Here is a 12,566-nt window from a genome sequence, read left to right as displayed (position 1 = left end):
GGATTATATAAAATCAACAAGGAACCGAAGCTCCTCGTTGAAATAGATATTATTAATATTTAGCTGTTGTATCTGCTACCACTTGGTTTAATGTAGCGATGATAGCATCATCCCATTTACCTTTACGGATAGTTTCTAAAGTATCAGCGTATTTGTTTCTTAATAATTCAACAAAGTCAGCTTGCCACTCTTTTACTTTTTCAGTAGGAACATTTTTCAATAAACCATTTGTTCCTGCGAAAATTACAGCAACTTGCTCTTCTACTGGCATTGGAGAGTTCACTCCTTGCTTTAAGATTTCCACGTTACGAACACCTTTTCCGATAACCGCCATTGTAGCAGCATCTAAGTCAGATGAGAATTTCGCGAACGCTTCTAACTCACGGTATTGAGCTTGGTCTAATTTTAATGTACCAGATACTTTTTTCATTGGTTTAGTTTGTGCAGAACCACCAACACGAGATACAGAGATACCTACGTTGATCGCTGGACGAACCCCTGAGTTGAATAAATCTGACTCTAAGAAGATCTGACCATCTGTAATCGAAATTACGTTTGTTGGGATATATGCAGAAACGTCACCGGCTTGTGTTTCGATGATTGGTAAAGCAGTTAATGAACCACCACCTTTCACGATACCTTTCATTGATTCTGGTAAATCATTCATTTGAGATGCAATTGTATCATCAGCGATGATTTTAGCTGCACGCTCTAATAAACGAGAGTGTAAGTAGAAAACGTCACCAGGGTATGCCTCACGTCCTGGAGGACGACGTAATAATAATGACACCTCACGGTATGCTACCGCTTGTTTAGATAAATCATCATAAACGATTAACGCTGGACGACCTGAGTCACGGAAGTACTCTCCGATTGCAGCACCTGACATAGGAGCATATACTTGCATTGGAGCTGGATCTGATGCGTTAGCAGCAACTACTACTGTATATTTATCAGCACCGTGATCTTGTAATGTTTTCATGATTCCTGCAACTGTAGAACCTTTTTGTCCAACAGCAACATAAATACAGTAAACTGGTTCCCCTCTGTCGTAGAATTCTTTTTGATTTAAGATTGCATCAATAGCAACAGAAGTTTTACCTGTTTGACGGTCACCAATGATTAACTCACGTTGACCACGACCAACTGGAATCATCGCGTCGATAGAAACGATACCTGTTTGTAACGGCTCGTTTACTGGCTGACGGTAGATAACCCCTGGAGCTTTACGCTCGATTGGCATTTCATATAATTGACCTTCGATTGGACCTTTACCATCGATAGGATTTCCTAACATATCTACTACACGTCCTAACATTCCTTCACCTACGTTGATAGAAGCAATTTTATTAGTACGCTTTACAGTATCACCTTCTTTGATTCCTGTAGACGTTCCGAAAAGTACAATACCTACGTTATCTTCTTCTAAGTTTTGTACCATTCCCTCTAATCCATTAGAGAACTCTACTAACTCACCGTATTGAGCATTATCTAACCCATAAACGCGAGCAATACCATCCCCAACACTTAGAACGGTTCCTACTTCTGCTAATTCAACTGATGAATCGAAGCTAGAAAGTTGTTGTTTTAAAATAGCTGATACTTCAGCTGGATTTATTTCTGGCATCTTTGAAATATTTAATATTTAGGAATGTAATCGTTATTTGAAAATTGTTTTTTAAGTGAAGCTAATCTTGTCTTGATTGATGAATCAATTTGAGTATTTCCTACTTTTAAAACGAAACCTCCGATTAATGAAGCATCAATTTTGCGGACTACTTTCACTTGTGCATTTGCATCTAAACCTTCTTTAGCTTTAGCTACAATTTTGTCGATTGTTGGTTGATCCAACTCAACAGCTGAAGTAATTTCTGCTGTTACAACATTGTTCATGATATCGTAAATTGCATTGTATTGCTCTGCAATTTTAGATAAAATGTTTTCTCTTCCTTGTCTTACAACTAATGAAATGAATGTTTGAGAAGTTTTAGAGAAGCTCGCAAAAATTTGCGCTAAAGTAGCTTCTTTTGTTTTTGCATCTAAGATCGGAGAATTTAAGAAAACTCTTAAATCATCACTACCTTTAATGATCTTAACAACTTCATTCATCTCAGCATAGACAAGGTCAGTTTGATTTGCCTCTAAAGCAAATTGCATCAAACCTTTTGCATATCTATTTGCTGCTCTGAATCCTGCCATTATTAGTTGAATTTAACTTGGTCAATAACTTCGTTTACTAAAGACTCTTGAGCTGTTTTATCAGCTAATTCTTTAGTTAAGATTTTTTCAGCAATTTCAATTGATAATTGACCTACTTGGTTTTTGATATCAGCCATAGCAGCCGCTTTCTCATTAGAGATTGCAACTTTAGCAGACTCGATTAAACGGTCAGCTTCTGATTGAGCAGTGTTCTTCGCTTCGTTAACGATTTTATCTTTCATTTCACGAGCTTCTTTCAAGATTGCATCACGCTCAATTTTAGCTTCTTTGATTAATCTTTCGTTTTCTGCGTTTAATGCTACTAATTTTTCTTCTGCTTTCTTAGCTGCATTTAAAGCATCTTCGATAGATTTTTCTCTTTCTTGAACTGCAGATAAGATTGGTTTCCAAGCTACAGATCTTAAAATCACTAATAAGATGATAAAAACAATCGCCGTCCAAAATATAAGACCAACCGAAGGAGTGATTAAATCCATTTGTATGTTTTATTTGATATTTAAAATTTACTTTAATTTTTTAATAAGAATTAGCTCCTATAACCAACCGTTACGGGAGCTAAATCTGTGTCAAATTCTTATCCGTTACCTAATAACGCAACTACGATCCCGAATAAACCAGCACCCTCGATTAAGGCTGCAGCGATAATCATAGCTGTTTGAATTTTTGAAGCTGCTTCTGGCTGACGAGCGATACCTTCCATAGCTGAAGAACCGATTTTACCGATTCCGAAACCTACTCCTAATACTGCTAATCCAGCTCCTAAAGCTGCAATACTTCCTGAAATTGCCATAATAATATGATTTAGATATATTAAAAAATTATTTTATACTTATTTGTTCTTGTTGTAATTACTGCTTAGTGTGCATCGTGGTGTTCGTGTTCTGCAGTTGCAGTACCGATGAATAATGCCACTAACATTGTAAATACGAATGCTTGTAATACCGCTACTAATAACTCTAAACAGTAGATAAATAATGCTAATGGTAATGAACCACCGGCCATAAATTCTGTTTGGAAGATAAAAATTAACGAGATTAACGACATAATGATGATGTGACCTGCGGTAATGTTCGCAAATAAACGCACCATTAAGGCGAATGGTTTTGTTACAATTCCGATTAACTCGATTGGAGCTAATAAGATTTTAACTGGAACTGGTACACCTGGCATCCATAACATGTGTCCCCAGTACTCTTTGTTTCCTGAGACATTGATCACAATTAATGCGATTAATGCTAAAACAAATGTTACGGCGATATTTCCTGTAACGTTAGCTGCTCCTGGTAATAATCCTAATAAGTTATTTACCCAGATAAAGAAGAATAACGTTAATAAATAAGGCATGTATTTCGCGTATTTTTTCTCTCCGATATTTGGAATCGCAACTTCGTCACGAATAAAGATAATTACTGGCTCTAAGAAACCTGCAATTCCTTTAGGAACTAAATTTCCTTTTTTGTAGTTTGAAGCTACTGTAATAAATACTAAAACTAAGATCACGAAAGATAATAACATAGAAGCTACGTTTTTAGTAATCGAGAAATCTAATGGTTTAGCATTTTCTAAATGAGACTCACCTTTTTCGTCTACGTGGATATTTACAGTACCATCTGCGTCTGTTTTGTAAACTTTTTCGTGGTAAAGTAAATAGTGGTTTCCGTTGCTTTCAACAACTTCTTCTCCGTGGTGGAATTTAGATGACATGAAAACATTTAATCCGTTATCATCCCATAAAATTACTGGTAATGGAATAGAAACACTGTTCTCTCCTTCTCCCCATAAGTGCCACTCGTGTGCATCCGAAATGTGGTGCATAATCGTTGGTACAGGATTAAAAGTAGATTCACCAGCTTTAACTTTAGCCATTTCCTCTTCTTTCGCTTGCTTATCCTTTTGTACTAATTCACTGAACGTCTTTGGCGCATCCCCATGATGGTCTGCTGCATGAGCAAAACCAAATGTGAATAACATTAAAAACGTTAATAACGCTGAAAATTTCATGTATAATTCCTTTGTATCTAAATTGCGTGCAAAATTATAGTAAATTAACCACTTACCAAAACGTAATGCTAAAAATCATTAAAACTTTTTAAACTCCAATTTTATTAGGCGTAAAAACACTAAAACTTCGATGAGCAAAATTACGAAATAAGCCAATACCAAATGCAAAACATTTGATTTAATTTGTTCATTTACAATTATCAGCACCAAAACAATCGCCATTTTAGCAACCATCCCTCCCATAAAAGTAAATCCTACAAAATCAGAACTTTTCGCTTTTACGACGAAACCTACTTGTAAAATCATAAAGGTAATCAAACCCAAAATAATATAAATTTTGTACACTATTGGCGGATTTTCGCTCAAATTCATCGACAACACTACTCCGTAGTGAATTCCACCCGCAAGAAGAACACCAATTAAAAATAGTACTGCAATTTTAAAATATTCTTTTCCCATAAATTAGTCTTTTGGCAATTGGCGAATCACCGAAAATATTCCTCCAAACACTCCTATAAGCGATAATGCTGCTGTCCAATACGGTTGTTTTGTTTCATATTTCCCATCTAACCAATAACCAATTCCGGCAAAGATAGCAATCGTTAAGGCCATTTGAATTCCCATTCCAGAAAATTTCAAGAAATTATTTACGTTTTTTGTCTTAGGGTCTTGTTTCATAATAATTCCGTAATTTTGCAAAAAATTATTTCTAGTGGTAAAGATAGGAAACATAGAGTTACCAGACTTCCCTTTGTTACTTGCACCGATGGAAGATGTAAGTGATCCGCCATTCCGTCGTTTATGTAAGGAACATGGCGCAGATCTAATGTATACGGAATTTATTTCCTCTGAAGGATTAATTCGTGACGCCATAAAAAGTCGAATGAAGTTGGACATTTTTGATTATGAAAGACCAATTGGGATTCAAATTTTTGGTGGAGATGAAGAAGCAATGGCGATGTCTGCTAAAATTGTGGAGACTGTTGAACCTGATTTGGTAGATATTAATTTTGGGTGTCCAGTTAAAAAAGTAGTTTGTAAAGGGGCTGGTGCTGGCGTGTTAAAAGATATTGATTTAATGGTGAAATTAACCAAATCAGTTGTAGAAAGCACACATTTACCCGTAACAGTTAAAACACGTTTAGGATGGGATCATGATTCGATTAATATTGATGAAGTGGCGCAACGCTTACAAGATACCGGAATTAAAGCATTAGCTATTCACGGTCGTACACGTGCACAGATGTATAAAGGTCATTCGGATTGGTCGCATATTGCTCGTGTAAAAGCAAATCCAAATATCGAAATTCCAATTTTTGGAAATGGGGATATCGATTCGCCTCAAAAAGCCGTAGAATATAAAGAAAAATATGGTGTTGATGGTGTGATGATTGGGCGTGCAGCAATTGGATATCCTTGGATTTTTAATCACATCAAACATTATCGTGAAACAGGAGAATTGTTACCAGAACCGACCATTTTTGAACGCATGGAAGCGGCTAAAAACCACTTGAAATGGGCAATTGAATGGAAAGGAGAACGTACAGGAATTTTAGAAACACGTATGCATTATACAAATTACTTTAAAGGAATTCCTAATTTCAAACCTTATCGTACAAAGTTGGTCACACAAGATAATTTAGCTGACCTAGAGGCGACGTTTAATGAAATCGAAGAAGTATTTATTCCTACTTTATTAAATAGTTTGTAATCGATTTTAAGACTATAAAACAAATGGCCACTATTTATACTTTTTAGATAGTGGCTTTTTTTATGATTTAAATACCAAAAAGGGTTCAAAGGGTGATAAATTCCTCGACAACATACAGATGCAAGAACATGTTTTTTTACGATTAAAAATATTGCATTCGTATATATTTTATGATTCACTTAAATTCTTCTTTACAAAACGTAAATCATTGAATAATATATTATAAAATTATTCAAATCATGAATTTTATTTTACTATAAGTTCAAGCATTAGAAATTAGAATATTTGTCGTTATTTCGCAACCTTAATATAACCCCTACCATATAAACTTTAAAAATGTTTGCTATCATGATTGATTTTTGATCATCCATGACATGAAAAGTATATCATTTTATTTTCTAATGTTCTGCAGTATGCTATTGCATGCCCAGCTAATAGAAACACCTATGGATTCAGTCCATGAATCCGAAAAACATTTGTCTCCACCTCAAAAAGAATGGTCTGTTGATTTTTCTGGTTTTGTACAAGCGGATGTTATTATCGATAACAAAAAAGCAGTTTTTGTAGATGGATTTTATCCTTCTTACTTAGAATCCAATCGTACCGATTACCATTCTTACATTTCCATGCGTCAAACACAATTAGGATTAGGAATAACTAATAATTCTACTGGTATTAGAGGTTTTGTACAAATTGACTTCATTGGGCCAGACAATAAGACTCAACCCCGTTTAAGAAAAATATTCATTACCTACAAAAACTGGAAAATTGGTCAAGATTGGAGTACAGTGGATGATATTAATACTTGGCCTAATATCCTTGATTTTAATGGACCTAATGCAGCAGCTTATGGACGCCGAATGCTGATCCAATATGCAAAGCAAATCAATTCAAAAAACCGATTTGAAGTTGCGTTAGAAGATCCAGCCATTCCAAGTGTTACTTTACCTGATAACGATTTATGGAAATCTAAATCATTATATCCTAACTTAGTTGGAACGTATAAATATGGTCAGCATTCCTATGTTCGTGCAGCAGGAATTATTAGTCCAATTTCATATCAAGAACGACGAACATCAGAAGATGAATTTGAAACCAACACAAAATTTGGGTATGGGATTAATCTGACCTCAAATATTTACACCGATGAATTAAGCAATTTCAAATTAGGTGCATTTGCAGGTAAAGGGGTGTCAACTCGTGTCGTAGCATTTAGCGGAGACGGATATGATGCTGTTGTAGATGCGAGAACCCAACAATCCCTTAAAACACTTCCTGTATTATCTTTATTAGGTGCATATGAATATTGGTGGAATAAAAAGTGGAGTTCTGTACTTTTCTACAGCTACTCAACTGTTGGAAAAAAAGAATATATGGATGGGAATAGCAATAAAAATTTAAAATCGGTTCAGCATGTGGGATTCAATACCATGTATCAACCTACCGCAAATTTTAAAACGGGTATGGATTTTACTTACGGTTTTGTTGATCGATACAATGACAAATTAAGTGAACAAGCGCGTTTACAATTTTCAGCTGTTTATATGTTTTAATAAAAGCCATCTTGTTTAAGATGGCTTTTTTTTTATATGTGAATTCCGATTCCACCATTCTTGCAAATCGGATTCGTGTGCCAATCGGCATCGTCATCAAACAATAAATCAAATTGATGTTCTTGATAAAATTCTAATTTATCTTCTCCATCGGTATAAATGATTTTATTTTCGATTCCTAATTCTTTCGCATCTCTTAACAAATCTTCGTTTCGACCTTCTAATTTAGGTTCAAGATTCATTCTTTTATAATGTTCTAAATACTGTTCATTACTTGTACGAACGGTCATTATCCAAACATCGTGACCTTTACGAATTAATCGCTTTGCCAATTGAAACAAAACGTCATCGGTTAACGTATCATCATAGTCGAAAGCTACTTTCAATTTATAATTTCCTTCTTGATCTTTGAACATGATAAATTGATTTAATTAAAAACTTTACCTGACAATGCATTACGAATCTCTATATCTCTCTTAGTTTTCAATGCATACAATGCAAAAGTTCCTAACCAATGACTTCCCATATAATCGTCATTTGAAATATTATTGAACGAATAATTAAAATGATGATCGGCCCACGTGTTTAAATAATTTAATTCTGGTAATTTATTTGCAATTTGATACAATGCTGTTGCACGACTAAAATTTAATCCATCCAAATGTACCAATTGTCCATCCGTTCGATCCGAAACAATTCCTGGTTTTAGTTCGTGTTTTCGATCAAATAATGGTGGTAAAAACGCTTTTAACCATTTTTTATATTCTTTTTCAGGTGTAAACTTCGACATTAGTAAAGCTTCTTCTAAACAAGCCGAAAGAAAATCGGATCCACTTGGTTCAAAACCAAGATTACATCCTTTATCTTTTTGATATAATCGATTCGCATTTTCGATAATCGATTGTTCAAATGCTTTATCATTTACCGATCGAGCATAATCAATCGCTAAACTCAATCCAAAAGCCGTATTATCATGTGTTCCGGTACGCACAGGATAAACCAATTTTGGTAAATAGACTTTATACTTTTCAACAATCAAATCACTTAAGGGTTGAAGATTTTTCGCCCAACGTTGCGCATCTGCATCTTGCCATTTGTTCAATTCCATTTGTAGTTGAAGTAACCACGCCCATCCGTAAGTACGTTCGAAATTTCGGTTATTCTTATCTTCGAAAAAGGCTTTTTCTACGGCCACATTTTCAGCAGTGATTAATGCATTTAACTGTTGTCGAACTTCGCCATTTTTATCCAATTCCGGAAAATCTTTCATCAACTTTACAATCGACCAAAATCCGTGAACCGAAGAATGCCAATCAAAACATCCATAAAATATAGGACGTAATTGTTTCGGTGTTTTCAAATCCGCATCGCTTCCTAAAACATTTCCCAATTTGTTGGGATATTCTATCGTAATGCAATGCGTCGGTAATTCGAAAATCTTTTGTGCTTGTTCTATTTTCAACTCTTGTGCAAAAGCTGTAGAAGAGACTAAAGCAGATAAAAATAATAAGCGTTTCATAAAAGTTATTTTTACGAAGCTAATAAATTTATAAACAAAAAAACGACCTTCTCAGAAGTCGTTTTTATAACCTAAAATTAATTCCCAATAAAATATAACGTTGATTTAGAGAATAACTTGAAAAATTATTATAATAATCGCTAATATTTTTCATCTCAAAAGTTTTATTATTCAGCAGATTTGCACCTTTTAAATACAGAGTATAATTGTCTTTTTTCGGTTTGAAAAACATATAAGTATCTAAAAAATGATATTCACTTTTTGAATCTAAATTTGGTTTAAAATAGTCCCAAGTAATATTAAAGAATAAAGATTTACTTGGTTTGATTAAAACCTTAGCTGAATTTGATAGTGAAGAAAACTTAAATCGTTGATTGAAACCTTCTGTAAAATTTTGATTATTTAAATACGTAAGGTTGTTTTCGAAGTTAATAGGAAAATTAAAAGATGATTTTACAAAGAAATTCACATTAAAACTTTGATTAATATTTGTTCTTAAATCAGAATTATTTACTCTGTTTTGATAATTCATCCAATTGTAACCTAATCGTAATCTAAAATTACTTCTTAAAGGGTAATAATATTTTTCTAAAGAAGTTGAGGCATCAAAAGTTTTATTTTTTGTGTTTAATAAAAATGTTGAAACTTTCGTTAAATCATTTTCGATTACTATATCAGAGAATAGATTGTTTTGATTGATATAATAATTACTATTAATTCGCCACGTAAATTGATGATAGGCACTTTGATTGGAAAAATCTAAACTAAACTTCTGAAATTTTTGTAACTTAAATGTATCTGTATTATTGCGAAGCGTTCGATGATTAACTAAGATATAATTTTCATAAAAATTATTGTCTTGTGGTAATTTTTCGTCTGCTGTATAATTAAAACTTAAACTATTTTGAGGATCAAAGCGATAGATTAGATTTACATTTGGATTAAAAACAAGATGATATAAATGATTTTGCTTATTCTTGATCCAATAATTTTTAAACTTCAATGAATTTATCCACGTTAATTTTCCTAAAACAAAAGTGTATTTACCTTCTATTGCACTATTAATAATGTCATATTTCATATTATTGAAATATTGATTTTCTAAAATGGTATTTTCTTGAAAAATTTGTGATGATAATTTATTATTTACTAAACTTTGAATAGCATTTAGTTCGTATTTACCCAACGAATTACGACCATAGAAATTAAATCCTATAGAAGTGAAATATTTATCAAAAGCACTAAATTGATTGGTATTTGTGATATGTTGATTTAATCCTAATAAGTCAACACCTGGTGAAAGTGTAAATTCTTGAGGTTTTTCATTTATAGAAAATTGCGAATGCAATTGTAAACTTTGTTTATTGTTGATTTTTTCTGTGTATAAAAAATGATTTCTTAAATAATTGTTTTTGGAATATAAACGACTTTGGAAATTGTTTCTATAATTCGATTCATATAAATTATCAATTGTTGTATGGTTATAACGATAAACAAAATCATATTCAATCATCGATTTAGTTTTATTTTTCCATGTTAGTTTTACATTCAAATCGTAAAGTGTAGGTCTTTTGATTACTTCATTTAACTCAGAAAAAATTAGTTCATTTTCATCAAATAAGTAATTCGTTAAATTTGACGATTCATATTGTATACGATCTTTTAACGCAGTAAAATTTAATCGAAGATTAGTTGCTTTCGAGATTTTGAAAATGGTATTTGTATTTCCGTACCAATATTTATTGTTGTTGGCACGTTGCGCACCTACATCACTGTTAAATGTATTTTCACTAACTAAATTTGCTCCCAAATTTTCTTGAATTTTAGATTGTGCAACATCTGAATTTCCAGAAAAATAATCAAATGGAGTTTCATTTAATCCAGTATTATTATAAGAAATTGTAGTGAAATTTTTAATAGCATTAGAAACCGTCAATTCATTTCCTTTTACTTGGATTCTATCTTCTAGCCCTCCTGCCAAATCAAAATTAAAAGAAACGTCAGCCATTCCTTTTTTCAATTTAAGATTAAGAGCAACTTGATCGGTATGTTTTATATTTTTAAGAAGAGGATTTTCTTCAAAATTATCTATCGCTTGTACTTGATCGATGATATCTGGCGAAATGTTTTTAGAACCATTGGTATATTGATGACCAAATAAATCATCACCATCAAGCAATAATTTTTCGATGGGCTTATTTTTATATTTTATTGTCCCATTATCCTCTACAGTAATTCCAGGCATTTTCTTTAGAACATCTTCTATGCTCTTATCCAAATCACTCTTATAATGATTAACGTTATAATTTACGGTATCATCTTTTATCGTAAAAGGTTTTGTACTCTTAATTAAAACTTCTTTTAATTGTACATTACTTTTAGATAAAATAAAATTGATTTGATTTTCTAATTTCAAATCAGATTTGATGATTGACTGATATTCTTTTTCGTATCCTAACTTATAAACTTCTAAATAAATTGTATCATTAACTTCGGATAAATCCAACTGAAATTGTCCATTAAATTTAGTGGTCGTAAATTTTTCGATTAATTGCGTCGATTGATTTTTCACCAATACAGAAACAGATGAAAGTGGTTTTCCATCTTCATCTGTTATATTTCCTTTAATAAGTTGTCCATGCACAAGATTTCCTAAAAATATTAGAAAACCTAAGATTATATTCTTCAAATTTTATACAATTAATCAACCAAACATTCAATTTGACATTTAGGCATACTTTCAGAACTTGTACTACCATCAGCATTAATTTCAGTTTTGTTAGCCTCTTTATATTTTTGTTGATAAAGTCTTTGATATTCTTTAAAATCGATAAACTTTTTAGTCTCCTTATACGGATTATCAATTATTATGTCTTCGTTTTTTAACTGAATTTGTGTAGCTGTTATTTTGAATTCATTATCCAAAGAATAAACTTCTAATATTACTCCTGGTAAACCATCAAATTTCCAAGGCCCTCCATGTGTAAAGCCTAATTCTGTCGTAAAAAAAGCATGATATGTTCGTCCAAAATGATGTACAACTGCACGTTGACATTCGTACCCCAATACGTTTTTTGTTTGATTGGTTAGTTCCCAATTAAAAATTTGAATGGGATCTTTTGTAGGAAAATGTCTAAACTCAATTACATTGTCATAATAGATTGTGTCTTTTAAATAATCTTTAAAATAAGCAACAAAATTATTTTTTGATTTTACTTGTATAATATTATTCGCCTCTAATTCTTCATCATTAAATCCATTTCTACTATGATCTATAATAAATAAAGATTTATCTTCACTCATTTTTAATAAAGAAGGAACAGTATAATTTGGTGCATTCTTCCAATTGTATTCATATTTATAACTTATTTTAAGGTTACTTTGTGCAATTAAAAACGTACTTATTATTATTAATAAACAACTTAAAGTTTTCTTCAATTTCATTGTATAAAATTTATTTTCATCAACATCCCAAATAAATAAATAAATAAATAAATAAATAGCAAAAATTAATTAGTTAAAAATGAGTAACTTTAATTAATATTATCATTAATTCATCGAT

13 protein-coding genes are annotated in these 12,566 nt (G+C 32.2%); 2 read left to right on the top strand and 11 right to left on the bottom strand.

What is annotated here, in order from left to right; translation table 11 throughout:
* Positions 1-52 precede the first annotated feature (52 nt).
* From atpA to AC1QSP_RS11735, 7 genes are all read right to left on the bottom strand, one after another.
* Positions 53-1,627, bottom strand: a complete 1,575-nt coding sequence (gene atpA, locus AC1QSP_RS11765) for a F0F1 ATP synthase subunit alpha (RefSeq protein ID WP_484078860.1) — start codon at positions 1,625-1,627, stop codon at positions 53-55.
* 11 nt (positions 1,628-1,638) lie between these two features.
* A complete protein-coding gene (gene atpH / locus AC1QSP_RS11760) occupies positions 1,639-2,199 on the bottom strand; it encodes an ATP synthase F1 subunit delta (protein WP_484078859.1) in 561 nt (186 codons plus the stop codon).
* Positions 2,200-2,201: 2 nt separating this feature from the next.
* Positions 2,202-2,696, bottom strand: coding sequence for a F0F1 ATP synthase subunit B (locus tag AC1QSP_RS11755; RefSeq protein ID WP_484078858.1), 495 nt, complete (start codon positions 2,694-2,696; stop codon positions 2,202-2,204).
* Between the two features lie 98 nt (positions 2,697-2,794).
* A complete protein-coding gene (gene atpE / locus AC1QSP_RS11750; protein WP_121934815.1) occupies positions 2,795-3,004 on the bottom strand; it encodes an ATP synthase F0 subunit C in 210 nt (69 codons plus the stop codon).
* A 71-nt stretch (positions 3,005-3,075) separates the two neighbouring features.
* Positions 3,076-4,221, bottom strand: coding sequence for a F0F1 ATP synthase subunit A (atpB, locus tag AC1QSP_RS11745; protein ID WP_484078857.1), 1,146 nt, complete (start codon positions 4,219-4,221; stop codon positions 3,076-3,078).
* Positions 4,222-4,299: 78 nt separating this feature from the next.
* Entirely contained in the window at positions 4,300-4,680 is a 381-nt protein-coding gene (locus AC1QSP_RS11740) for a hypothetical protein (RefSeq protein WP_484078856.1), read from the bottom strand.
* A gap of 3 nt (positions 4,681-4,683) precedes the next feature.
* Entirely contained in the window at positions 4,684-4,899 is a 216-nt protein-coding gene (locus AC1QSP_RS11735) for an AtpZ/AtpI family protein (RefSeq protein ID WP_484078855.1), read from the bottom strand.
* Positions 4,900-4,933: 34 nt separating this feature from the next.
* Between AC1QSP_RS11735 and dusB the strand changes: the two genes are divergently transcribed.
* Together dusB and AC1QSP_RS11725 are read left to right on the top strand one after the other, a co-directional pair.
* A complete protein-coding gene (gene dusB, locus AC1QSP_RS11730) occupies positions 4,934-5,932 on the top strand; it encodes a tRNA dihydrouridine synthase DusB (RefSeq protein ID WP_484078854.1) in 999 nt (332 codons plus the stop codon).
* Between the two features lie 446 nt (positions 5,933-6,378).
* Entirely contained in the window at positions 6,379-7,485 is a 1,107-nt protein-coding gene (locus AC1QSP_RS11725; RefSeq protein ID WP_484078853.1) for a DcaP family trimeric outer membrane transporter, read from the top strand.
* Between the two features lie 32 nt (positions 7,486-7,517).
* On the opposite strand, the gene AC1QSP_RS11720 is transcribed toward AC1QSP_RS11725, so the two are convergent.
* The 4 genes from AC1QSP_RS11720 to AC1QSP_RS11705 all read right to left on the bottom strand — a co-directional run bounded on the left by AC1QSP_RS11720 (position 7,518) and on the right by AC1QSP_RS11705 (position 12,448).
* The gene (locus AC1QSP_RS11720; protein WP_484078852.1) at positions 7,518-7,901 is read right to left on the bottom strand and encodes an HAD family hydrolase; all 384 of its coding nucleotides are present in this window, start codon (positions 7,899-7,901) and stop codon (positions 7,518-7,520) included.
* Between the two features lie 11 nt (positions 7,902-7,912).
* The gene (locus tag AC1QSP_RS11715) at positions 7,913-9,004 is read right to left on the bottom strand and encodes a DUF2891 domain-containing protein (RefSeq protein WP_484078851.1); all 1,092 of its coding nucleotides are present in this window, start codon (positions 9,002-9,004) and stop codon (positions 7,913-7,915) included.
* A 64-nt stretch (positions 9,005-9,068) separates the two neighbouring features.
* The gene (locus AC1QSP_RS11710; RefSeq protein WP_484078850.1) at positions 9,069-11,693 is read right to left on the bottom strand and encodes a TonB-dependent receptor; all 2,625 of its coding nucleotides are present in this window, start codon (positions 11,691-11,693) and stop codon (positions 9,069-9,071) included.
* Between the two features lie 11 nt (positions 11,694-11,704).
* The gene (locus AC1QSP_RS11705) at positions 11,705-12,448 is read right to left on the bottom strand and encodes a GLPGLI family protein (RefSeq protein WP_484078849.1); all 744 of its coding nucleotides are present in this window, start codon (positions 12,446-12,448) and stop codon (positions 11,705-11,707) included.
* Between the last annotated feature and the right edge of the window lie 118 nt (positions 12,449-12,566).

Source organism: Faecalibacter sp. (assembly GCF_057177045.1).
The sequence above is the reverse complement of the archived record's forward strand: the minus strand, read 5'-3'. Positions and strand labels throughout refer to the sequence as shown.

What these genes read in the sequence shown, in the direction of transcription:
- AC1QSP_RS11705 (WP_484078849.1), bottom strand. Translation starts at nt 12,448, where the DNA reads ATGAAATTGAAGAAAACTTTAAGTTGTTTATTAATAATAATAAGTACG.
- atpH (WP_484078859.1), bottom strand. Translation starts at nt 2,199, where the DNA reads ATGGCAGGATTCAGAGCAGCAAATAGATATGCAAAAGGTTTGATGCAA.
- AC1QSP_RS11720 (WP_484078852.1), bottom strand. Translation starts at nt 7,901, where the DNA reads ATGTTCAAAGATCAAGAAGGAAATTATAAATTGAAAGTAGCTTTCGAC.
- atpB (WP_484078857.1), bottom strand. Translation starts at nt 4,221, where the DNA reads ATGAAATTTTCAGCGTTATTAACGTTTTTAATGTTATTCACATTTGGT.
- AC1QSP_RS11755 (WP_484078858.1), bottom strand. Translation starts at nt 2,696, where the DNA reads ATGGATTTAATCACTCCTTCGGTTGGTCTTATATTTTGGACGGCGATT.
- AC1QSP_RS11715 (WP_484078851.1), bottom strand. Translation starts at nt 9,004, where the DNA reads ATGAAACGCTTATTATTTTTATCTGCTTTAGTCTCTTCTACAGCTTTT.
- AC1QSP_RS11725 (WP_484078853.1), top strand. Translation starts at nt 6,379, where the DNA reads ATGGATTCAGTCCATGAATCCGAAAAACATTTGTCTCCACCTCAAAAA.
- AC1QSP_RS11735 (WP_484078855.1), bottom strand. Translation starts at nt 4,899, where the DNA reads ATGAAACAAGACCCTAAGACAAAAAACGTAAATAATTTCTTGAAATTT.
- AC1QSP_RS11740 (WP_484078856.1), bottom strand. Translation starts at nt 4,680, where the DNA reads ATGGGAAAAGAATATTTTAAAATTGCAGTACTATTTTTAATTGGTGTT.
- atpA (WP_484078860.1), bottom strand. Translation starts at nt 1,627, where the DNA reads ATGCCAGAAATAAATCCAGCTGAAGTATCAGCTATTTTAAAACAACAA.